The following is a 23,705-nucleotide window of genomic DNA, read 5'->3' as shown; positions in this document are numbered from 1 at the left end:
GCGGTGTGACCACGGCCTCGGCGGGCTCCGCGATGTTGATCACGCAATCTGCGACAGGACCCATCTCGCAGAGCGCCATCACACGGTCCGCTCAACCTCCACCACCGAAGCGACGGCCACTTTCCCTGCGGAGGTGCCGGGTTCCGGACCGGCGGGCCGGGCGCTGCGCAGGCGCAGGGTGGCCAGGTCATCGGTGGACAGCCGCGACTGGCGGGTGCGGATGAGTTCGCCGTCGAGGACGACGTGGATGCTGCGGTGATCGGCCCAGACGATGATCGGGCGCCCGGCCAGCGACTGGTTGAACTTGATCTGCTGATTGCCGGGCAGACACAACCGGCCGCCTGGTGAGATGACCATGTCCAGCTCTACTGCCGCGGCATCCGGTTCACTGCGAGCAGAAGCGCGCCGCGTCTCCGGCGGCACGGCAGGTGTCGGTTCCGGTGCTGACACGCGGGTGAGCGCGCGAGCCGGACGGAACGGCGAGGCGGGGGTGACCATACCCAGGGACTGGTGCGGCCGGTCGTGGTTGTAGCCGTGGGCCCACGCCTCGATCGCAGCCTGGGCCGCTTGCAGCGACTCGAACGGCCCGCACTCATCCAGCAGCTCTCGGCGCAGACTTTGGTGCCACCGCTCGATCTTCCCGGTCGTCGTGGGCGACCGGGGTTTGGTCAACCGGGCCGTGATGCCGTTCTCCCGGCAGATCTGTTCGAACAGCACCTCCGCGGGAAACGGCTTGGTGAACCGACCGGTGAACTGTTTTCCGTTGTCCGTCAGCACTTCCGACGGGACACCGTAGCGGGCCATCGCGTCGGTGAACGCCTGGCACACAGCGCGGCCGGACGGCTCGACGACCACCTGGGTGATCACCATGAACCGGGAGTGGTCATCGATCCCGGTCACCAGCTTGCACTCCCGGCCGTCGGCCAGGAACACCCCGCCCATGATGTCCAGCTGCCACAGCTGCATCGGCGCGTCCCGTTGCCAACGCCGGTACTTGCGCCGGTGCTGCTGCTCCTGCGGCTCGACCAGGTTGTTGCGAACCAGCACCCGGTAGACCGTGGTCCGGCCCGGCGCTGGCGATATCCCTCGTCGGCCCAGCTCGTGGGCGACGCGCCGAGGACCCCACCGAGGATGCTGTCGGCGCAGCTCACACACCAGCGCCTCGACCTCGACGGACAGCCTGGTCGGGGATGTCTTCGGCCGCCGGGACCGCTCCACCAGGCCCTGTTCACCCTCGGTCTCGAACCGCTTGAGCCAGGAATGGATCGACTGCCGTGACGTCCCGAACTGCCGCGCCACCTGCGCCACCGGGACACCGTCGAGGACCTCCATTACCGCCCGCCGCCGGTGCTCAACCCGCCACGTCCGATCGTCGAAGTCCTCATTCAGCTCGTCGGTCACCGGAAGATCATGGCCTACCGACGACCACGAGCCGTCAAGCATCTCCCCGAACCGTCAAACATGTCCCGGTTCCAACCTGTCCAGCATGTCCTGGACCAATACGCCAGCGGGGAGAACATCTGGCCGCATACGGGGAGGAAAAACTGACCATTGACACTCGGGGAAGGCAGTCGGATGCCATTGCGCCGTTGTGGGAGTAGCTGGCGGTGGTGGTTCCCCTTTGGGCGGTGAGGTTCTGGCTCATTTTGGCGGTCCACCCGTGGGCGATCGGTGCGTAGGTTTCCTCGATGGAGGAGTAGCCGGTGGTCCCGTAGCCGGTGCCGGCGGAGGTGCCGAGGATCGCGACCCTGTCGTGGCTGGTGCACCAGATGGGTCGGTGGTGGCGGCACGGTGACGGCCAGCGCGGCGGCGATTCGTTTCGCGGGTTGTTCCTTGCGCTGGGCGCGGGGGAGGGTCAGTGGGCGGGGTTGCCGTGTTGGGCTGTGGTGATCAGTGCGGTCGTCAGGTCCTCGGGTCGACTGGGGAGGGGCCTGATGTTGGCCGCTGTCGGCGGTTGACCGGCGGCGAGGAAGCGTTGGCCGGGATGGGTTTTCGCGACGGCCGCGACTGGGGCGGCGAGCTCGGGTCCCGCGGTGATGATGACGCCACAGTGCAGTGCCACGAGACTGTTGACGTAGGGGACGAGTTGGTCGCTGGTACCAGTAGGGGCGGTGACACGTTCGGCGTTGATCGGCGCACGTGCGGCGGCCGCTTGGATTGCCGGCCACACCCGGTTGGCTTCCGGTGTGTCGTTGGTGGTGGCGAGCATGCAGGCGCGGAAGTTGCGGGAAACGTTGGCGTAGGCGACTGCGGCGGGTTCCGGGTCGGTTGTCGCGACGATGACCGCGACGGCTGCGCCGATGACGACGACGGTAGCAGGGGCGGTGATTTTCCAGTATCTCAGTAAGGCGGAAAACAACCGCCGGATTCTTGTCATCGTTGCCCCTCGATTTCCGCCGTGCGAACGGCATTCTGCCGCCTCGGCGATCTCGTGTCCTGGTTGGACGGTAGACGCCGGGTCGCGGCTTGCGAAGCGGAAATCGTTGGTACATAGGGATGAATCCTTTTTGTGTGGGAGCGTCCATTCTTGGCGGGCGAGTCCGCATTGTGCTGCTCCGAATGGTCTCTTCGGACGGTCGGTCGGAGGAAGTGAGGGCATCTCATCGCTGATCGCACGCCGCTCATTACTGTGACATGGGGCACGGTTGCCCGGCCTGTTGTGCGCGTGTGAAATCCGTTGCGGCGCAACTCCATGGGGGAGGGGCCCCTGGGGTGAGAGGGATGCGGCGATGGCTGCTTCGAAACGCTGGATCACGCGCGGTCACGGGAGCCGCCCGGTGCTGCGATGGGTGATCGCCCGGCGTGCCCTCACCCTCGTGACCGTCGTGCTGATGGTGGTGTCGCTCGGCGGGCAGTCGTCGTGGGCGTCGACACAGGCACAGGCAATGCCACCGACGCCACAGCAGCGTTCGAGTTCCGCGGACGGGTCGCAGCACACTGCCGACACTGCGCTGGGCTCCACGAAGAAGGGTGTCGCCCCGGCGACCCCGGCGGGCGCGGCCGGAGAGTCCGGCCCGCGTACGGCGGCATCGGACCCGCATCTGTCCAATGTGAGCGGTAGTGCGAACGCGGTCGCTGCGGAGACTCGCCAACGCACAGGGCCGCCCGCGAGTACGGGCAAGGAGCTGACCGCGGAGCGGACGGCGACGAAGTCGGTGTTCGAGAACCCGGACGGGACGCAGACGGCGAAGGTGTACACGCGGCCGGTGCATTTCCGTGACTCCACCGGAAATTGGGCGGACATCGACACCACACTCGCCCAGGGCGGCAGCGGACGGTGGGGCGAGAAGGCGGACTCGGCGTCGACGACGTTCGCTCCGGTTGCGGACGACCCAACGCTGGCGTCGGTCCCGGTCGGTCCGGGCAAGAGTGTCGCGTTTGGGTTGCAGGGTGCCGCGCATTCGACCGGGCAGGTGTCCGGGTCGACGATCACCTATCCCGGCGTCGCGGCGCACTCGGACGTGAGTTACCTGGCCACTGCCACCGGCGGGGTCAAGGAGACGGTGACGCTGAACTCCGCGGACGCTCCGGCGACGTGGGTGTTCCCGCTGACCTTGTCCGGCGTGACCTCATCGGTGAATGCCGACGGCGCGGTCGTGTTCACCGACGCGACCGGGCAGGTTGTGGACACGATCGCACACGGATTCATGCGGGACTCGAACATCGACCCTCGCTCCGGCGACGGGGTCCTCTCGACCGGTGTGACCTACGCGTTGACGACGGCGAACGGCTCGCCGGCTCTGCAGGTGAGCCTGGACTCGGGCTGGCTGCACGACAAGGCACGCGTGTTCCCGGTGCAGGTGGACCCGTCGGTCGCGAACCTCAACACCACCGGCTCGACGTATGTGATGTCGCCGTTCAACAACGACTACAGCGGCGACACCGAACTGGACGCCGGCACCTACGATGGCGGCTCGCACGTCGCGAACTCCTACCTGAAGTTCGACCTGAGCGGCATCAGCAACACCTACGTCGAAGCCGCATCGCTGAACCTGGACGAAATCTGGTCCTACTCCTGCCAGGCCCGCCCCGTGTACGTCTCGCCGATCACCTCCGGCTGGGACGTCGGCGGGCAGAAGACCTATCCGTGGGTGTCGATCGACGGGGCGATCGGCCAGAGCAACGTCGCGATCGGCCACGACTCCGGCTGCCCCGGTCCCGCATGGGTGACCGTGGACCTGGGCGACAACTCCACGGCCGCGGGCACGCAGCTGGTCGAGTCGTGGACCCACGGCGGCGCTAACAACGGGCTCGCGGTCACCGCCGACAGCTGGGATACCTACGGGTGGAAGAAGTTCGCGAGCTTCAACTCGCCCAACCCGCCGTACCTGACGGTCACCTACAGCCCATACGGGGCGTCTTACCAGTCGCCGGTGAACTACACCCCGCCGACCGGAACCGCGAGTGGGTCGCAGCAGGTCACCGTGACCAACCTGGGCACCAGCACGTGGACGACGGCTGGCAATCACTTGTGGTACCAGCTGTATGACCTGAGCTGGAAAAATCTGCGGATCACCAATCCGCCTGATCCGTGGACGAATCTGCCGGGATCGGTGGCGCCGAATCAATCGGTCACGATGACCGCCGCGATCGGCCCGGTCGCGCCAGGTCAGTACTACCTGTGCTGGGACATGTTCAACGGCAACACCTCGTTCAACATCAGCTACGAGGTGAACTCGCCGTGCGAGCTGATCAACTCGGCGAATACCCCACCGCAGATCGACACGGCCAGTCCACCGTCCAATGCGGTCGTGTCGTCGCTGCAGCCGCAGCTGTTCGTCACCGGGCACGACCCGGACAACTACCCGGGCAAGGGCATCACCTTCGACTTCCGTGTCTATTCGGTGCCCGCCGGCGGTGGAACCCCGGCGCTGGTGGTCGATTCCGGATCCCAGGCGAGCGGCAATTATCGTGTGCCGGCTGGGAAACTGGGCTGGAATCAGTCTTATTACTGGACGGTGTCGGACAACGACACGGTGGGATCGTCGGCGTGGTCTGAGGTTCCCCCCGGGATCCGGACACCGGGGTTTTATGCCGCGAGGGCGATAGGTTGACGATAGCTGATGCGGGTTTCGTGGGGTGTTCGGTATCCGAGTGTCGAATGTAGACGGTCGTGGTTGTAGTAGCTGAGGTAGGCGAACACTGCCCGGCGGGCGTCGTCGCGGGTGGCCCAGACCTGGGTCCCGATCTCGGTTTTGAGGGTCGCGAAGAACGACTCGGCGACGGCGTTGTCGTAGCACGACCCGACCCGCCCCATCGACGGCCGCATACCCGCCGCCGTGAGTGCGGCGCGGAAGGTCGAGGAGGTGTACTGGGAACCACGATCGGAGTGGAAGATCGCATCAGCACTGGTCAGACCACGTCCCACGGCGAGATCGACCGCATCGCATACCAACTCGGCACGCATGTGCTCAGCCATCGCGTGACCGGCCGCTTCCCGGGTATGCAGGTCCAGCACGGTCGCCAGATACAACCATCCTTCCTGGGTGGGCAGGTAGGTGATGTCGCCGACGAACCGCTCGCCGGGAGCGTCGGCGGTGAAGTCCCGGCTGATCAGGTCTGGTGCCGGTGCGGCGGTCGTGTCCTGCTTGGTCAGGGACCGGCGGCGCCGGCGGGTCAGCCCGACGATCCGGCGCTGGCGCATGATCCGTTCAACGCGTTTGTGGTTGACCACCCGGCCCCGGCGGCGCAGTTCGACGGTGACCCGCGGGCAGCCGTAGCGCCCACGGTGCTCGGTGTGGACCTCGGCGATCTCGGTGGCCAGTTCCTCCTCGGTCGCGGCGTGCGCGGCCCTGACAGGGGCGGCTGCGATCCATTCGTAGAACCCGGGGCGGCGGACACCCAGGACCCGGCACAGCAGTGCGACAGCGAAGCTGGCGCGGTGTTCGGAGATGAACCGGTAGCTGCAGGTCAACGACCCATCTCCTTCGCGAAATAGGCGGCCGCTTTCCGCAGAATCTCCTTCTCCACCTCCAGTTCCGCCACCCGCTTACGCAGTGTCCGCAGCTCGTCCTGATCGGCGCCCGACACAGCGGACGGTTGCCCGGCCTGCTTCTCGGCGGTCTTGACCCAGTTGCGCAGGGTCTCGTGGTTCACGCCCAGGTCGCGGGCGACCTGGCGCAGCGGACGATCAGAGTTGCGGACCAACTCGACTGCGTCCTTGCGGAACTGCTCGGGATACTTCGACGGACGTGGCACCAGGACATCCTTCCCCAGACCACTGTCTGGGCTCAGAGTGTCCGGCCCGAAGGGGGAACCTCAGTCGACGCCGGCGTACTTCTCCACGGCGGTGCCGCAGCCGTTGATCACCGCCCACCTGGGTGCGAACACGGGCAAGCAGAACTTCGACCCGGGTGTCGGGGACTACACCAGCAGTGCCACTGATGCCAGCGTCGCCACCGCCGGTCCCGCGCTGGCGATCACCCGGTCCTACAACTCGCTGGATCCGCGCAGCGGTGGTCTTTTCGGCACTGGCTGGTCCACCGTCTACGACATGGCCGCCGCGCCTGATTCCGACGGCTCCGGCACCGTCGTGGTGACCTACCCGGACGGGCATACTGTCCGATTCGGACTCAACGCCGATGGTACGACCTACACCCCGCCGCAAGGCACGTATGCCACGTTCAGTCCCGTGCCCGGGGGTGGCTACACGTTGACGGCGCGGGGTGGCTCGATCTACACCTTCGCGCACCAGGCCGGGAACGCGTGGAAACTGACGTCGATCACCGACGCGGCGGGGCGCAGCCAGACTCTGTCGTATGACGCGGGTGGCAACCTCGCGACCGTCGCCAACATCGGCGGCAACCGGTCCCTGCACGTCACCTGGTCCGGCGGGCACGTCGCGACGGTGGCCACCGATCCAGCCACAGCGGGCGGGCAGCCGCTGACGTGGACCTACGCCTATAGCGGCTCGACGCTGGCCACGGTGTGCCCGCCGACGTCGACCACGGCGTGCACCGCCTACAGCTACACCACCGGCGCCGCACCCGGCTCGCATTACCGCTCGGCTGTGCTCGATGCCCAGCCGTATGCGTACTGGCGCCTGAACCAGGCCTCCAGCGGGGCGTCCGCGGTCGACGAGGTCGGCGCGAACCTCGGTGCGGACAACGGGGCGTTCACCACGGTGTCGCCGAGTGATTCGACCCCGCACCCGGGGTCGCCGAGTGCCTCGAGTTGGTTCAACGGCGCCGGATCGCTGCAGCTGCCCAACAATCTCGTCTCGTCGGCGACCTATGCGAGCACCCAGCTGTGGTTCCAGACCACGCCGAACGGCCCGGCCGGGGTGCTGCTGTCGACCGGGCACAGCGCGATCGGCGCCGCGAACCCGAACCAGGGCGCGATGCCCATGCTCTACGTCGGCACCGACGGCAAGCTCTACGGCCAGTTCTGGACCGGCAGCGTCGCCCCCATCGTGACGGCGTCGAAGGTGAATGATTCGGCGTGGCACCAGGTGACGCTGGTCGGCCAGGGTGACACGCAGGCGATGTATCTCGACGGTGCGCTCGTCGGTACCCGGGCCGGGACTCTGTCCAACACCGACCCGATGAACTTCGTCGGCGCCGGCTACGTCAACAGCAACCCGTGGACGAACGGGCCCGCCGCTGGGTGGAGTCACTTCACCGGCAACATCGCCGATGTCGCGTTCTACACCCACGCCCTCGGCGCCCCCGCGGTCGCGCAGCAGTACACGGCCGGAACTCAACCTGCCGCGGAGCTGACCTCGATCACCACTCCGGCGGGCAACACGCACGCCCAGGTCGTTTACGACAATGTCCTCGATCGCGCCACGAAGGTCACCGATCAGTACGGGGGAGCGTGGGCGCTGGCGCCACCGGCCTCGAGCGGGTCGTCGGCGCAGTACCGGGGCGCGGTGTTCGCCGGTGATCCGACGGACTTCTGGCCGCTGACCGACACCACCGGCACCCAGGCGGTCAACCAGGTCCCGACCGGCGCGATCAGCGCGACCGCGGACGGGGACGGCACCTACGCGGGCGTCACTCTCGGTCAGCCTGGGCCGATGCCGTCCACCGGGGACACGGCGGTGTCGTTCAACGGCACCGGTTCCAGCCTGACGATTCCGGTGCAGAGCACCGCGTGGGCGGTGGGCGGCAAGTCGATCGGGTTGTGGTTCAAGTCCTCCACCGCCGGTGGGGTGCTGACCGGGTGGGGCGGGCACGCACTGCTCTACATCGGCACCGACGGGAAGCTGTATGCCTGGTACGGCAGCGGCTATGTCAGCACTCCGGGCACTGTCACCGATGGTAAATGGCACTACGTCGTGGTCTCCCAGACCGCGGACTTCCCACATAACAGCATCTCCGAAACCGAGTTCCTCGACGGGAAGTCCGCGGCGACCGCGACCGCGCCGATCATCAACGCGCCCGGCCTGCAGAACGCCACCATCGGCTCCGGCCCCTGGGGCAGCGGTGCCCCGGCGAGCAACGCGACCGCGAACCCGGGCGGCTACTTCACCGGGTCGGTCGCCGACGTCGCCTTCTACAACACGCCCTTGACCGCCGGCCCCGTCAGCGGGCTCTACTCCGCGGCACAGACCGCGAACACCAGCCCGACGCCGGTCACGACCGCCACCGTCACCGATCCCGGCAACCATCAGCTGTCCTACCGGTACGACCCGCACAACGGGTCCCGGCTGATCGCCGCGACCGACGGGCTGGGCAACACCACCCACTACACCTTCGACACCAACGGGTTCGGCTACACCACCACCGCCCCGGACGGCAACTACGTCACCGACACCCACGACCTGCGAGGGAACACGCTCTCGCGGACCACCGGGGATTCGAGCGGCTACGGGGCCACGACGTACGCGACGTTCCCCGCTGCCGGAACGTACGCGGTTACCGATCCGCGGAACGACGAACCGCTCACGACGCTGACCGCTGATTCGTCCGGGCCGAGCGACACGACGTACCGCACGAGCTACACCTACAGCACGGCAGGCGCCCTGGCGACGATGACCAACCCAGCCGGGTCGGTCACCGCCAACACCTACACCGCCGGCACCGAGACGGCGGTCGGCGGCGGCACCGAACCCGCCGGTTTGCTGGCCACGCAAAAGGATCCGCTCGGACACATCACGACCTACAGCTACACCGCCGCCGGCGACACCGCCGACACCGTGGCTCCCTCCGGCATGGCCACCACCGCGACATTCGACGCACTCGGCCGCAAGCTGACCAGCACGCAGACGTCGGACACGTTCCCGAACGGCGTCACCACCGGCTACACGTGGGACGGGCAGAACCGGCTGAGCACGCAGACCGGGCCCGCGGCCACGGATGCGGTCACCGGCACCATCCACACCCCGCAGACGAGCTACACCTACGACGCGGACGGCAACGTCCTCACCCAGGCCACCGCCGACACCACCGGCGGCGACGCGACCCGCACCACCACCAACACCTACAACCCACACGACCAGCTCACCACGACCACCGACCCCGCCAAACGGCAGACCAGCTACTGCTACGACAGCTACGGCCACCGCACCGGCACCACCGACCCGGCCGGCAACACCTATAGCGACAGTTTCGACGCGGACGGCCATCACACCGGCACGATCCTGACGAACTGGACCGGCGACCCGAACAACCCCATCCCCGCCACGAACCTCGTGCTGGACTCTCGGGCTTACGACCCGGACGGGCTGCTGGCGTCCGACACCGACGCGATGGGGCGCACCACCCGCTACACCTACGACGACAGTGGGCGGCAGCTGTCCGCTGTCCTGGCGAACTACCACGACGGCCACGGCACGCAGGTCGCGGTCAGCGTGGCCACCGCCTTATACGACGCGGCCGGGCACCCGACCTCGCAGTTCGACCTGTCGTCGGCGGCCGGGGCGAGCACGACGACCTACGACGCGGCCGGCCGCGTCACCACCAGCACCGATGCCGATGGCCACGTCACGACGTTCACCTATGACGCGAATGATCAGGTGGCGACGAAGACAGTCGCCAACGGCACGGTCAATGAGGAAACCGACTACGGCTACGACACCCTCGGCGACCAGGTCTCCCAGGCCGTGCACAACGGCGCCGCCACCCTCACCACCAGCAGCACCTACGACCAGCGCGGCAAACTGACCAGCGTCGTCGACCCGCGCGGCACCGTCACCGGTGCGAACCCCGCCGACTACACCACCACCGTCGCCAACGACGCGGCCGGCCGGGTCGCCACCGTCATCGGCCCCGCGGTGACCACCGAAACGAACGGTGGCGCGCCCGCCTCCACCCACCCGATCAGCCAGGTGGGCTACAACACCTTCGGCGACCGGACCACCGTCTCCGACCCCGACGGCAACATCACCACCAACACCTACAACGCGGACTCCGAACTGCTCGGCGTCTCCCAGCCCGCCTACACACCACCGGGTTCCTCCACGTCGATCACCCCGCTGACCAAGTACAGCTACACCCCGCTCGGGCAGCCGGCCTCCACGACCGACCCGCTGGGCCGCACCACCAGCTACACCCTCGACCAGCTCGGCGACCGGGTCACCACCACCCAGCCCGCCGTCGGCGGCACCAGCCCGACCATCCACGCCACCTACGACACCGACGGCGAACGGCTCTCGGCCACCGACCCGACCGGCGCGCAAACCCAAGCCACCTACGACGAACTCGGCCAGACCCTCACCACCACCGCCCTGGTCCGCCAGCCCAGCAACGCCGCCGACACCACCACCCTCGCCTACGACCCCACCCAGACCCTGGGACCTGACCCACTGGACAAGCCGCTCACGGTCACCCTGCCCGGCGGCCAGAAAAGCCAGTACGGCTACGACAAGGCCGGCCACACCACAGTGGTCACCGACGCCAACAGCCACACCACCCGCTCCACTTACGACGCCGACGGACACCCGACCCGGACCACGCTCCCGGACGGCTCCGCCACCACCGCCACGTTCGACCCGGCCGGCCGCACCACGGCGACCACGCAGCTGGACACCGCCGGCGCCACCGTGCGCACGCTCGGCACCGGCTACGACCCGGCCGGCAACAAGATCTCGGCCACCGACGCGAACGGCATCACCACGACGTTCACCGTCGACGCCGGCAACCGCGTCACGCAACAGGTCCAGCCCGTCTCGAGCACAGCGTCGATCACCACCGGCTACGGCTACGACGCCGCGGGCCAGACCACCCGCTACACCGACGGCAACAACCAGCGCACGATCTACACTTACAACTCCCTGCAACTGCCGGAAACCACTGTCGCCCCCACCGTCCCGGGCTACACCACCGCGGCCGACACCACCACGACCCGCACCTACGACGCCGCCAGCCGCCTGAGCACGCTGACCGAACCCGGCGGAGTCACCCAGACTCTCGGCTACGACGAACTCGGCCGGCTCACCTCACAAGGCGGCACCGGCGCCGAAACCGCCACCACTACCCGCACCCTGGGCTACGACCTGGCCGGACACCTCACCTCCGCCAGCGCACCCACCGGCACCGACACGTTCACCTACGACGACCGCGGCCTGATCCTCTCCGCCGCCGGTCCCGCCGGCATCGCCGGCTACAGCTACAACACCAACGGCCAGCTCGTCTCACGTGCCGACACCACCGGCACGACCGGCTTCACCTACACCCCGACCGGCAAGCTGGCCACCGCCAGCGACCCGCTGACCGCCACCACCGCCAGCTACACCTACAACACCCTCGACCAGCCCGCCGGCATCGGCTACGGCACCGGCAACGCCGCCCAGGCCAACACCTACGACAACGCGCACCGGCTCGCGACCCAAACCCTCACCGCGCCCGGCGGCACGACCGAGGCATCCATCGCCTACGGCTACGACGGCAACGGCAACCTCACCAGCAAAACCACCACCGGCACCGCCGGCGCCGCAGCCAACACCTACACCTACGACCAAGCCGCCCGGCTGACCTCCTGGGCCACCGGTACCGCCACCACCACCTACGCCTACGACAACGCCGGCAACCGCACCCAAGCCGGCCCATCGACCTACACCTACAACGCCCGCGACCAACTCGTCACCGCCGTCAACGGCACGACCACCGCCACCAACACCTACGACGCCCGCGGCGCCACCACCGCCACCACCGACGGCACCACCACCCAGACCTACACCTACGACGCGTTCGACCAGATGGCCGCCTACAACGGCGCCACCACCTACACCCACGACGCCCTCGGCCGCCTCACCACCGCCGGCACCACCACCTTCACCTACGACGGCACCGACACCACCCCCACCGGCGACGGCACTCAAACCTTCAGCCGCGACCCCCGCGGGCAGCTGCTCGCCGTCGGCACCGGCACCGCCGCGGCCGCCGCGTTCACCGACCAGCACGACGACGTCGCCGGCCTGTTCACCCCGGCCGGGACCAGCCTTACCGGATCCAAGGCCTTCGACCCTTACGGCAATGTCATTGCCGGCACCGGCACCCAAGCCGACCTCGGCTACCAAGGCGGCTGGACCGACCCCGCCACCACCCTCGTCGGCACCGCCAGCCGCTGGTACAACCCAGCCCAAGGCGACTTCACCAGCCACGACACCACCAGCACCATCACCGGCACCGCCGCGGCCGCCAACCCCTACAGCTACGGCAACAACAATCCCCTCGGCGGCAACGACCCCAGCGGGCATTTCACGGTGCCGTGCTTGGACGAGCCGACCCTGTGTATGGCCGACACCCCTGCCGCCGAGGCTGTCGTCGACGGCGGGCCCCTCATGTGGATCCTCGGCGCGCTGGACGGCCTGCTGGCCGGCGATGATTACCACGGAACGAACAACCCAGACCGGACGTCGTCATCGCGTCCCCAGCAGTACAACGAATACGACTATGGGCTCGACAATTACGACTACTCAGGCGCCGCGCTCTCCGCCGGAGACCTCCTCTACTGGCCGGACAGCCCCGGCCCCAGCGGCCGCGGCAACGGACGACACCGCCCCACCAGCCACCGACACGGCCGACCCGCCCCGGGCCACAGGGGCCACGTCACGATCCCCCAGCCGAAACCGCCGACTCACGACGAGATCATCGCGGCCCGCGTCTACGAGACACCCCTCAACGAGCGCCCCAGCGGACAGATCACCGGCCCAGGCATCATCCCGCAACCCGGCACGAAGGGCCCCGACACAGGCGCCTCCGACTCACCCATCATCACCAACCTCGTCGCGGCCCTCAACCCCAGCGAAACCCCCGCCACCTTCGACCCGCACGTCCAGCCCGGAAGCCCCGAAACATGGCCAGGAGGACTTGCCCCCGCTCAGGCCACCTACGACGGTGCCGCCTGCACTGGCGCGCAATGGCGCTTCGACGGCGAAACCTGGTCGAAAAGCGCACTGAGCTGTGCCGGCGCAGACGGCTCGGACATCGGTACTGGTGCAGTAGACTACGGTGAAAAGCTCCGAGCCGCGGTCAATGCGGAAGCCGTACGTGTAATGGACGAGCAGTCGAACCGAGAGAGGGGGCCAGTGTTGACTGGTGCGATGGACCTTAAGACGGGTGGAATATTCTTTGGTCAGAATACCGGGATTCCTGACCCCGTTCATCCCGTACTCGAAGCGACATTAGGATCCTTCATAGGTCCTCCGGTTCCGTTCAAGGGGGAGCGAGGCTCGCATTCGGAATTCAATGCAATAAACCAAGGTTTATTCGCTCGTGAAGGTTCTGTAATTGCCGACTTCGTTTTCTACAGTGTCCGTATTCGAGGGTCGCGCGCATTGGATCAAATAGATATGTGCAAGAATTGTTCGGCAATCCTTGGCGACGTGAAGGACCTCCACTAGTGGTCAATCTGCCAATGATCCGAGCTTCAGAGCTGGATTTCGAATCGGACCTCGTGTACATGTACCAGGGCGAGCCGTTCACGGGGGTGGCCTACGAGGATTCGCCGACTCTTGGCCGCTCGGAGGTGATGTATAGTTCTGGGCTGCAGGACGGGTCCAGTCGCGACTGGTATCCCTCCGGAAAAGTCAAATCTGAAATGATGTTCGCTCGAAATGATCGACACGGAGGATACCGTAATTACGACGAGGCGGGTCGTGTTGTCGAAGAGGGAGTTTACGAGTATTCGGTTCTGGTCTCCCGGGTCTTATTTGATTCTGCAGGAAATATCGTAGAGGAGTTTAATATAGACCTCGACGGCGGCACTGGGAGAATTCTGCAGAGATTGCGAAATGAGAGGGGATGGAAATTGGATGAGTGAGTTGGATGTGCTGGCTTGACCGTGCGCTGGAGACGTCTTGGCGCGCGTGAACCCAAGCGGGATCGAGTTCCAAGCTATCGTTGACGCCGCACTCCTGGAATCTTGGTGCCTGCGCAGGCGATTGGACACCTGCTGACGCTGAACGAGGAATTGTGTTCGTACCTGCTGACGACTGGCCTGCCACCGAGGCGGAGGCTCTTGCCGAGCAGGAGCGTTTGCGTGTTCTGGTCGATCCGGATGGTCCGGGGGCCGGCGACGGTGCTTTGGTGGCCGGTGTCGATGTTGCCTACGATGATGCGCGGGACTTGGTCGTCGCGGCGGCGGTGCTGGTCGACTTCACCTCGCTGGTGACGGTTGAGGAGTCGACTGTGGTGGGCTCGGTCAGCTTTCCGTATGTGCCCGGTTTGCTCGCGTTCCGGGAACTTCCGCCGGTCTTGGACGCCTTGGCGGCGTTGCGTCACGTCCCGGATCTCGTGCTGTGTGACGGTTACGGGCTGGCGCATCCACGTCGCCTCGGCCTGGCCAGCCATCTCGGGGTTCTGACCGGTCTGCGAACGGTCGGGGTCGCCAAGACGCCGTTCGTTTTCGCGTACGACCAGCCTGGCCCGGAGCGAGGCGATTGGTCGCCGCTGCTGGACGGGGAGGAAGTGGTTGGCCGCGCACTGCGTACCCGGTCGGGTGTCAAGCCGGTCTTCGTGTCAGTAGGTCACCGGATCGGTTTGGCGAAGGCGAGCGATGCGACTCTGGCGCTGGCGACGAGCTATCGCCTTCCGGAGACGACGCGGCGCGCGGACTCGCTGTGCCGACGGGTGCTGGCGGAGGCACAACCCTGACCGGATGTCGTCATCGCGTTCGCCGGGGTATTCGCAGGCGTGGCGCCCGTACACGTCCTGGGTCAACGACGACATGATCGTCCGCGGGCCCAGCCGCTACGCCAGATCGGTGGATCCCCACGAGCCGTACCGCCAGCCGTACCGTCCCGGCAAGCGGCACCACCCGCTGTACCCCTGAGACCATGGCGGCGATGGCGGCCCCGCGACCCATGCCCTGACCCACGACGAGATCATCGCCGCCCGCGTCTAACAGCCAATCGGTGGCCAGTGGACGGGGCCTCGCCCCGTTCGCCACCTTCAGAGGGTCGGGGCACCACGAGCTGCGTCGCAGGTTCGAATCCTCGGCAGGACTACCAAAGGATGGGAACGGGGCTGACCAGGGACTCTTCATCGGCACGTTGGTGGTCGAGGCGAGCTTCGAGCTTCCGGGTTCGGGTGGGAGCCCGTCATGAACGCCAACTCACAGACAGTTGCTCGGTTTGTCACGGTCACGATGGGGCTGGTCATCGGGCTCACCTTCCTCTTTGGGTTCGGCAACGTGTTGAACTTGGCGTTGAAGCTGCAGGTCCCCGTGTTCGTAGCGCCGCTGGTGGCGCCTGCTGTCGACCTGACGGTGCTGGGGTTGCTCGTCGGTACGCGACACTTGGCCCTGTCCGGGGCCAGTGAGGACGTGCTGCGGCCGGCGCGACGCCTGCTGCTGGCGGCGAGCGTGGTGACCCTGCTGCTGAACGTTGCTGACCCGGTATGTGCTGGTCAATGGGGTAAGGCCGCGTTTGACGCGGTCGGCCCGCTCTTGCTGATCGGTTGGGCCGAGGCTGGCCCCGGCCTGCTTCGTGCGCTGAGTGCCGCAAACATCGATCTCGGATCAGCGCAGCTGCCCACCTCGTCGCCGGCAGAGCCGAAGGATGACGGCACAGAACGGGCAGCGGGGTACACGACGACGCTGCGGCGTGATGAACAGGTGGGAGTGGTGCCCCGCCGGATCGCTGATCTCGACGAGGAACTTGTGGAGCGGGCTCGGCGCGCGGATGCCGAACACTGGCGACGCCACCAGCGCCCGATCTCCGCGGAGACACTTCGGAAGCAACTCCGGGTCGGCGCGAGGACGTCGCGGGCTCTGGTAGCCGTGGTTCGTCCGGAGAAAGCTCCGGTCGGCGCGACCAACCCAGCGCTAGAGGTGGCCTGAGGTTCCCCCCGGGATCCGGACACCGGGGTTTTATGCCGCGAGGGCGATAGGTTGACGATAGCTGATGCGGGTTTCGTGGGGTGTTCGGTATCCGAGTGTCGAATGTAGACGGTCGTGGTTGTAGTAGCTGAGGTAGGCGAACACTGCCCGGCGGGCGTCGTCGCGGGTGGCCCAGACCTGGGTCCCGATCTCGGTTTTGAGGGTCGCGAAGAACGACTCGGCGACGGCGTTGTCGTAGCACGACCCGACCCGCCCCATCGACGGCCGCATACCCGCCGCCGTGAGTGCGGCGCGGAAGGTCGAGGAGGTGTACTGGGAACCACGATCGGAGTGGAAGATCGCATCAGCACTGGTCAGACCACGTCCCACGGCGAGATCGACCGCATCGCATACCAACTCGGCACGCATGTGCTCAGCCATCGCGTGACCGGCCGCTTCCCGGGTATGCAGGTCCAGCACGGTCGCCAGATACAACCATCCTTCCTGGGTGGGCAGGTAGGTGATGTCGCCGACGAACCGCTCGCCGGGAGCGTCGGCGGTGAAGTCCCGGCTGATCAGGTCTGGTGCCGGTGCGGCGGTCGTGTCCTGCTTGGTCAGGGACCGGCGGCGCCGGCGGGTCAGCCCGACGATCCGGCGCTGGCGCATGATCCGTTCAACGCGTTTGTGGTTGACCACCCGGCCCCGGCGGCGCAGTTCGACGGTGACCCGCGGGCAGCCGTAGCGCCCACGGTGCTCGGTGTGGACCTCGGCGATCTCGGTGGCCAGTTCCTCCTCGGTCGCGGCGTGCGCGGCCCTGACAGGGGCGGCTGCGATCCATTCGTAGAACCCGGGGCGGCGGACACCCAGGACCCGGCACAGCAGTGCGACAGCGAAGCTGGCGCGGTGTTCGGAGATGAACCGGTAGCTGCAGGTCAACGACCCATCTCCTTCGCGAAATAGGCGGCCGCTTTCCGCAGAATCTCCTTCTCCACCTCCAGTTCCGCCACCCGCTTACGCAGTGTCCGCAGCTCGTCCTGATCGGCGCCCGACACAGCGGACGGTTGCCCGGCCTGCTTCTCGGCGGTCTTGACCCAGTTGCGCAGGGTCTCGTGGTTCACGCCCAGGTCGCGGGCGACCTGGCGCAGCGGACGATCAGAGTTGCGGACCAACTCGACTGCGTCCTTGCGGAACTGCTCGGGATACTTCGACGGACGTGGCACCAGGACATCCTTCCCCAGACCACTGTCTGGGCTCAGAGTGTCCGGCCCGAAGGGGGAACCTCAGCCTGACCTCTCTGAAGTTGTCGCGCATGGCACGGAAGGGTGGCGGCGCGGCATCTGGCCGGTGTCGGGCCGGTGCGACAAGATGGGGTGTGGCCACATCGATCCCCGCGCTCGTTGAGCCCGCCGTCCTGCGGTGGGCTCGCGAGTCCATTGGACTGACCGAGGTGGGCGCGGCTCGTAAGATCGGCGTGCCTGATGACCGTGTGGCACAGTGGGAGTCTGGGGACACACAGCCCACGATTGCCCAGCTCCGTAAGGCGGCGACGGCATACAACCGAGCTCTTGGGGTGTTCTTCCTCGCCGCGCCTCCCGCCGGCTTCGACACTCTCCGTGACTTCCGGCGTCACGAAGGCGCAGCCACCGGGGAGTGGACGCCCGAGCTGCACACCGAGTACCGCCGAGCGCATGCGCAGCGGGACAACGCGCTCGAACTCTTCGAGCTGGATGATGATGAGCCATCGTCGGACTGGCGTCTGTCCTCTCCTGGAGACGACGAGGCATTCGCTGCGTTGGCGCGGCGCACACTGCTGGAACTGTCGCCCCTTCGGCTGGCAAACGCGAGCACGCCGTATGACCACCTCAACACGTGGGTCGCCGCGCTCGAACGGGCCGGGGTTCTGGTGATGGCGACCTCACGCGGGCAGGTCTCGCCGCAGGAGATGCGCGCGTTCTCGCTGTACTTCGATCATCTTCCGGTGATTATGGTCAACGGAGCCGACAGTGCCCGTGGTCGGCTGTTCTCCCTGCTGCATGAGTACGCCCACCTGTTGTTGCACACCAACGGACTGTGCGACACAACGACGGATCTCCGAGCCACGACTCCCGAACGTCAACTCGAGGCCCGCTGTAATGCACTCGCTGCCGCCATTCTGATGCCTGCCCGTGAGGTGCTCAATCGGCCCGAGGTCGTCGCACGCGTTAACCAGCGGGAGAGCTGGAGTTACGAGTCGCTCCGCGGCGCTGCAGCGCCATTCGGCGTTAGCGCCGAGGCGTTTCTCCGCAGGCTCCTTACGCTCGGCAGGGTGACCGCCGCCTTCTACCAGGTGCGTCGCGTCGAGTTCCTGCGAGCTTACGAGGATGAGGAGGCCCGGACGCGGGTCTCTGGCGGCGATTGGTACCGCAACACCGTCCGAGACCTCGGCAAGGGTTACGTCCGACGAGTGGCGGACGCTCACCGTCGGCGGATCATCGACAGCTACACCGCGGCCAGCTACCTCAACGTCAAGGTTGGTCAGATCGACCGGCTCGCGGAGTCAGCCGCCGTGCGGGAAGCGGTGTAGGAGTATGGCCTTGTATTCCTTCGACACCAGCTCGATCCTGAACGGCAGGCGCGACCTGCTGCCCCCAACTGTGTTCAGCACTCTGTGGGCCAACATCGAAACCATGGTCGACAACGGAACTGTTCGTGCTGTCGACATTGTTCGGGACGAACTCGGCAAGCGCGATGATGACGCTTGTGCATGGGCCAGGCAACGAAGCGGTCTCTTTGTCCCGCTTGAGACCGACATCCAGCAGGCCACGTCGCAAGTCCTACATTCTCACCCCAAGCTCATGGGCATCGGTGGTGGCCGCAACGGCGCCGACCCGTTCGTGATCGGCCTAGCGATCGCCCGGTTAGGCATCGTCGTCACCGAAGAAACGCTTAGCGGCCGGCTGGACAAGCCTCGTATTCCCGACGTTTGCAACGCGCTCGGCGTGCCGTGGCTGAACTTGGTCGGATTCGTTACCCGCCAAGGGTGGCGGTTCTAGTCGCCCTATTGGGCTCGTGTGTTGATCGCCTGTGGCTCCACAGCCAATGCAATCGTCTTGCGAGAGTTCGGAGTGGGCAGCTTGTGGCGTGCAGTTGGTCATGACTCGGACTTACCCGGTTGGGGCTGGCGCCCTTCTCGGCTGGTTGGTCGTTCGCCGAGCCGACTTTGCGAGGAGTTCGACCGCCGAAACGGCTGGTTTACCGCGTCATCCGCTCCGTCGAAGCCGTCGACGAACGACACTCTCGCGGCGTCTCCGCGATCGATTCTGCGGCCATCGTTTATATTGCAAGTTCCTCGTCGTTGTACCCCGCCGTGACCAGTAGCGTCCACGGCGTTTCGTACAGTGGAAGCTGTGTGGCCTCGGGCGGGAAGGGCAGCCGGGTTGACGGTCGCCGGACAGTCTGCGGCGCGAGCGGCTGATCCCGTTGCCGCGCAAGAAGATCGCCGCCTGGCCGTCAGCCTACCGACGTGACACATCGAGCCATGCTCGGGCCTGCACCAGCAATCGTGCCTCGGCATCGGGCTGCTGCAGATCACCGGCGACGTCGGCCCGCTTGCAAATCACCAGCCACTCCGAGCCCGCCCGCGGGGCCTGAGCGGGCCTCGCGCGGGGAGTTCCGAAAGCGCCCACTGGGTTGCGCTTCGCGTCATGTATTGAATGTGAGGACTTCATCCTGGGGTGGGCGGGTCGCTCCGAGGCCCGTGATGAGCCGTACGACAGGCGTGGTGCAGACCGGCCAGTCCTTGAATTCGCGTACGGCAGCGCGGATCGCTCCTACGGCGCCGGGCTTCCATGCCGGGGCGGTGGTCGCGAACACGAGTTGGTCGGCTTGGATCCAGGCGGCGGCCTGGCACTTCTTGTCGATCTCCGTGCGCCGGGCGGCTTTCACCTTTCCGCCCAGGTCGTCGCTGTGTTTGCATTCGGCGACGATGAGGGTGTCCTCGCGGTAGGCGATCAGGTCGACCTCGACCTGCGCTTCATTGTCTTTCAAGAACTCCAGTTCCGGGACGTCCTGGTACTTCACCGGGCGCCCGCGCTCGGGTCCGGACAGATGGGCCGCCAGCAGTGCGGGGACGTCGCCGTGGTCGTGCAGCAGGTGCTGCGCCAACGGGTGCAGGCCGTAGAACCAGGTCGGCTCGAGTGTGGAGTGGTGCCAGGTGGTGTGGTCGAAATCGTTTGCGCTGTCGCAGCGTTCGCAGGGCCAGGTCTGGCCGAGTTTGTCGACGACCAGGAACTGTCTGCTCTGGCAGGACTGGCAGCGCAGCACCAGCCCGCGGCGCAGGACCCGTGCGCGCAGGGCTCGGTCGAGTTCGGCGCGGATCTCCTGGTCGGACAGCTTGCCGGTGCGGTCGACGATGCCGGGGAAGCTGAGCACGCCCTCGCCGGCGTGCAGGGCGACGCCGTCGCCGGCCGGATAGGCGTCCGAGGTGGACGAATTGGCCGGGAGTAGGTCGCGGAGCGCTGGGAGCAGCGGACCGCCGAACAGGGCGATGAATTGGGAGCGGCCGCCGAGCATGCGGGTCAGCTGGGCGGTGCGCTGTCCAGCGTCGCTGATGCGGGTGATCATGTCGCGTTCGTTGGTTTTCGCGTCGAGGTAGGTGGCGAGGCTGAGATTCCGCAAGGTTGGGCGGGCGAGCTGATTGTCGGCTTGGATCCCGGCGGGTACCGAGTCGAGGCGGTCGGCGCGGTGGGAGATCCCGTTGCGGCTGCTGCGTGCCAGCGTGAGCCACTCGCTGGTTTTGGCGCCGAACAGCTGGCTCCCGTCGACGCGGCGACCGCGGATGACGTGGTGGTCGGGCCAGGTGATGTCGACGTGCCAGGACAAACCGTGATGCGCGGCGAGCGCCGGGTTGTTCAGTACCGGTGCGGCCAGGGGAGCCATCATCTCGGTGGTGCCGGTCTCGTCGGTGACGGTGGGAACGGGCAGGATGTCGTCGAACTGCTCGTTGACGGCCAGATAGGTGAAACCGGTTCCTGGCCAGCTCAGCTCCGCGGCTGGAACAGCCTGCGCTCCGTCTGCGGGCACGGAATCGGCGCGAAGGGTGGCCGCGGTGCTGGCCACGAGCCGTCCGCAGAAGTCCACCAGCTCTTCGCGCGGACGGGAGACCGAGGTGAGGGTCAGGTCTCCGGATTTCCACCCACGTGGTCGGTGTTTCAGGCCGTACAGCTTGGACACGATCGGGAAGGTGAGCGTGATGTCTTCGGTGCCGAGGATGCTGGGCAGCCAGATCGTGCGGCCATAGGTCAGGTGACGCAGCCGCGCGAGCGCGAAGTCCTCGGCGGTGTCGCCCAGGATGGCTGTGTCTGGTTTGTCGCCGCCCCATGGGCTGGCGACCTGGCCGACGCCGGTTGTCGTTCGGTCGAACGCGTACGGGGACTGCTCGGCGAGCACGCCGGTGCTGATGTTGTTCGGGAACCACAGCAGGTTGCGTGGGAGACTGCCGGGAGCCTGATCGAGCAGCCAGCGGATCAGCTTCCACGGCTCCGCGTTCTCTGGCGGTTCGGCAGCTGCGAGGTCTGGTGGGTCGACCACACCGGCCCGGGACGCGACCGCCACCCCGAGCAGGCCTCCCCACGAGGGTGGGCAGTGAAGGACATGGCCGCGGTAGGCGCCGGGGACGTCGAGGGCCGCGGGAAACTCGGGCGACGGGCAGACGAGGCTGGAGATGTCGTCGAGCGGTCCTCCGCTGCCTACGAGTTGATACGGCGCGCAGGCACTCGAAACCACGTCGCGGGCCTGCCTGTCCTCCGCGCTGGGACGTCCCAGACTCGGGGACCCTTCAGACCTCGCGGCGGCGTGAACAGCTTCGGTGAGCAGGGCGCCGCGGACGTCCTGAGCCCCGGGTTCCCCGGGATGGAAGTGGTCGATCTCGGCGATCGTGCGTCCGAAGGTGACTACGTAGTCGGGGTCGTAGGCACGGCAGGCACGCAGCAGGACGGGATCGACCACGCCTGCGCGGTGCGGGACGAGCGCGAACCCCGTACCTCCCCAGACCTGGTTCGCCAGGAAGAGCGCGCGGCGCGCCCAGTATGTCCAGGCGTCACCGCCGTCGAAGACGATCACCGTCCGTGCCGGCCGGAGGCCCCGTTTGATCATCGAGTACGTCAAGGCCGGGTGGTGGTCGGTCACACGGTCAGCCAATCACATCCGGCCCCGCGTCCGCGGAATCGCGCGCAAAGCGTCGAAAAGCGCGTTCGGGGGGCAAGCGATCACCGCCGCTGGCCTGCCAAACACCGAGTCCGTACTGGCGTCACAGGCGTAAGGTCACCCGTCGTGTTCAAGTGAACGCTGCATTCGGGGAGGACTGCGTGGACATCGCTGATTTGGCAGCACAGGCCGCCGCGGCGGCCGGTGGGTATCTGGCGGCGATCGCCGGGAAGGTCGCGGACAAGGTCAAGGACGGTGCGGCCGAACGGCTCTACGGGCTGATTGAGCCGCGGCTGCGCGGCACCGCCTCCGGCGCGATGGCGCTGGAGAAGCTGCGGGAGGAGCCGCAGCTCCCGGAGCGTCAGCATATGGTGGCTGCGGTCCTGCAGGACATCGCCACTGGTGACTCAGGGTTCGCGCAGCAGCTCGCCGGTCTGGTCCCGGCCGCGGCGGGTGTCTCGGCGCACCGGTGGACCGGAACGCACGTCGAGGTCTCCGGCGGCACGGTCCGCCGCAGCATCGTCGCTGGCGGCGACGTCGACAACTCCAAGCACACCCTGCGCGTCGGCACCGGCGGACTCGCTTTCGGCGGAGTGGCCCTGATCGCGCTGCTCACCGGCGCCGGGTTCCTCGGCGCCCACCTCGGGAGCGGCACTCCGTGCGAAGCCGCGGGAGCGACCGCGCCGGGCATCACGACGCTGGACATGAGCAAGACGGCAACGCCCAGCGGCTCGGGTGACGACCGGTGGACTGTGCTCCCTTTGACGCCCACCGAGGCCGTGCGTTACGTATACAAAGGAATCGAGGAGGCCCACGACCCCCAGTCCCAGCCCCAGGACCAGTCGGCGGACCGTGCCTGCGCCGTGATGTCCGATCAAGCGCAACGCCAGTTCGCCGCCGACACCGGCTACCTGGACTGCCGCGCTGCTGCCATCGGCCTGGGCCGTCAAGTCACCAATCTCAACAGCTACTACGAATCCCTTCAGCCGCACAGCGGAACCGGCCAGGAGCAGGTCGGTGACATCGTCACCATCGATTCCTGCGCGGACGGGATCACCGGCGGGCCGGCCCTGGGCATCTTCACCGTTAGGTACATGGTGGAAGCTAACGGCGAGCACTGGTTGATCGTCGGCCACAAGCCCGGTCCGCATACCTGCTGACCGCGGTCAGCAAGGACGCGCCAGTCGTAGCTAGTTAGCTACCCTGTGTCTGTGTGACCTGCTGCGGCACCGCTCTCGCTGTTGCGAACCACCACTCGTCCAGCGATGATGTCGAACATGTGTTCGACATCATCGGGGCCGTCTGGTTGGCGGCGGATT

The 23,705-nt window shown here is 67.0% G+C and carries 15 protein-coding genes and 1 pseudogene; 9 read left to right on the top strand and 7 right to left on the bottom strand.

Features of this window, described 5'->3' with window-relative positions:
* Nucleotides 1-81: 81 nt before the first annotated feature.
* Both OG371_RS04055 and OG371_RS04050 read right to left on the bottom strand, forming a co-directional pair.
* Nucleotides 82-1,401: pseudogene (locus OG371_RS04055) on the bottom strand (IS481 family transposase); the annotation flags it as partial.
* Nucleotides 1,402-1,855: 454 nt separating this feature from the next.
* The gene (locus OG371_RS04050) at nt 1,856-2,377 is read right to left on the bottom strand and encodes a hypothetical protein (RefSeq protein WP_329065657.1); all 522 of its coding nucleotides are present in this window, start codon (nt 2,375-2,377) and stop codon (nt 1,856-1,858) included.
* Between the two features lie 352 nt (nt 2,378-2,729).
* On the opposite strand from OG371_RS04050, the gene OG371_RS04045 reads away from it, so the two are divergent.
* Entirely contained in the window at nt 2,730-5,054 is a 2,325-nt protein-coding gene (locus tag OG371_RS04045) for a DNRLRE domain-containing protein (RefSeq protein WP_329065655.1), read from the top strand.
* On the opposite strand, the gene OG371_RS04040 is transcribed toward OG371_RS04045, so the two are convergent.
* Nucleotides 5,030-5,914, bottom strand: a complete 885-nt coding sequence (locus OG371_RS04040; RefSeq protein WP_329057889.1) for an IS3 family transposase — start codon at nt 5,912-5,914, stop codon at nt 5,030-5,032. The genes OG371_RS04045 and OG371_RS04040 overlap by 25 nt on opposite strands.
* Nucleotides 5,911-6,198, bottom strand: a complete 288-nt coding sequence (locus tag OG371_RS04035; RefSeq protein ID WP_329057890.1) for a transposase — start codon at nt 6,196-6,198, stop codon at nt 5,911-5,913. Before OG371_RS04035 ends, OG371_RS04040 begins: the two co-directional genes overlap by 4 nt.
* A 37-nt stretch (nt 6,199-6,235) precedes the next feature.
* On the opposite strand from OG371_RS04035, the gene OG371_RS04030 reads away from it, so the two are divergent.
* The 5 genes from OG371_RS04030 to OG371_RS04010 all read left to right on the top strand — a co-directional run bounded on the left by OG371_RS04030 (nt 6,236) and on the right by OG371_RS04010 (nt 16,224).
* Nucleotides 6,236-13,786 carry an RHS repeat-associated core domain-containing protein gene (locus OG371_RS04030; RefSeq protein ID WP_329065653.1) on the top strand — a complete coding sequence of 2,517 codons (7,551 nt, stop codon included), beginning with the start codon at nt 6,236-6,238 and terminating at the stop codon, nt 13,784-13,786.
* Nucleotides 13,786-14,205: a toxin-antitoxin system YwqK family antitoxin gene (locus OG371_RS04025; protein ID WP_329065651.1), complete on the top strand. Its 420-nt coding sequence runs from the start codon at nt 13,786-13,788 to the stop codon at nt 14,203-14,205. The genes OG371_RS04030 and OG371_RS04025 overlap by 1 nt, the downstream gene beginning before the upstream one ends.
* 152 nt (nt 14,206-14,357) lie before the next feature.
* Complete coding sequence (locus OG371_RS04020; protein WP_329065649.1) at nt 14,358-15,038, top strand: endonuclease V; 681 nt, start codon at nt 14,358-14,360, stop codon at nt 15,036-15,038.
* A 4-nt stretch (nt 15,039-15,042) separates the two neighbouring features.
* A complete protein-coding gene (locus tag OG371_RS04015) occupies nt 15,043-15,216 on the top strand; it encodes a hypothetical protein (protein WP_329065647.1) in 174 nt (57 codons plus the stop codon).
* A gap of 270 nt (nt 15,217-15,486) precedes the next feature.
* Nucleotides 15,487-16,224 (top strand): hypothetical protein, encoded by a 738-nt coding sequence (locus tag OG371_RS04010; protein WP_329065645.1) that lies wholly within the window; start codon nt 15,487-15,489, stop codon nt 16,222-16,224.
* A 30-nt stretch (nt 16,225-16,254) separates the two neighbouring features.
* On the opposite strand, the gene OG371_RS04005 is transcribed toward OG371_RS04010, so the two are convergent.
* Together OG371_RS04005 and OG371_RS04000 are read right to left on the bottom strand one after the other, a co-directional pair.
* Entirely contained in the window at nt 16,255-17,139 is an 885-nt protein-coding gene (locus tag OG371_RS04005; protein WP_329057889.1) for an IS3 family transposase, read from the bottom strand.
* Nucleotides 17,136-17,423 (bottom strand): transposase, encoded by a 288-nt coding sequence (locus tag OG371_RS04000; protein WP_329057890.1) that lies wholly within the window; start codon nt 17,421-17,423, stop codon nt 17,136-17,138. The genes OG371_RS04005 and OG371_RS04000 overlap by 4 nt, the downstream gene beginning before the upstream one ends.
* Nucleotides 17,424-17,575: 152 nt before the next feature.
* On the opposite strand from OG371_RS04000, the gene OG371_RS03995 reads away from it, so the two are divergent.
* Together OG371_RS03995 and OG371_RS03990 are read left to right on the top strand one after the other, a co-directional pair.
* Complete coding sequence (locus tag OG371_RS03995; protein ID WP_329065643.1) at nt 17,576-18,766, top strand: XRE family transcriptional regulator; 1,191 nt, start codon at nt 17,576-17,578, stop codon at nt 18,764-18,766.
* Nucleotides 18,767-18,770: 4 nt separating this feature from the next.
* Nucleotides 18,771-19,235: a DUF4411 family protein gene (locus tag OG371_RS03990; protein ID WP_329065640.1), complete on the top strand. Its 465-nt coding sequence runs from the start codon at nt 18,771-18,773 to the stop codon at nt 19,233-19,235.
* 649 nt (nt 19,236-19,884) lie between these two features.
* Here the strand turns inward: OG371_RS03990 and OG371_RS03985 are convergent.
* Entirely contained in the window at nt 19,885-22,302 is a 2,418-nt protein-coding gene (locus OG371_RS03985; protein WP_329065638.1) for a hypothetical protein, read from the bottom strand.
* A 245-nt stretch (nt 22,303-22,547) separates the two neighbouring features.
* Between OG371_RS03985 and OG371_RS03980 the strand changes: the two genes are divergently transcribed.
* On the top strand, nt 22,548-23,546 hold the full coding sequence (locus OG371_RS03980) for a hypothetical protein (protein WP_329065636.1): 999 nt from the start codon (nt 22,548-22,550) through the stop codon (nt 23,544-23,546).
* The last annotated feature ends 159 nt before the right edge of the window (nt 23,547-23,705 follow it).

This window comes from Amycolatopsis sp. NBC_01480, assembly GCF_036227205.1.
Taxonomy (GTDB): Bacteria; Actinomycetota; Actinomycetes; order Mycobacteriales; family Pseudonocardiaceae; genus Amycolatopsis.
This window is presented reverse-complemented; position numbering and strand designations above follow the sequence as displayed.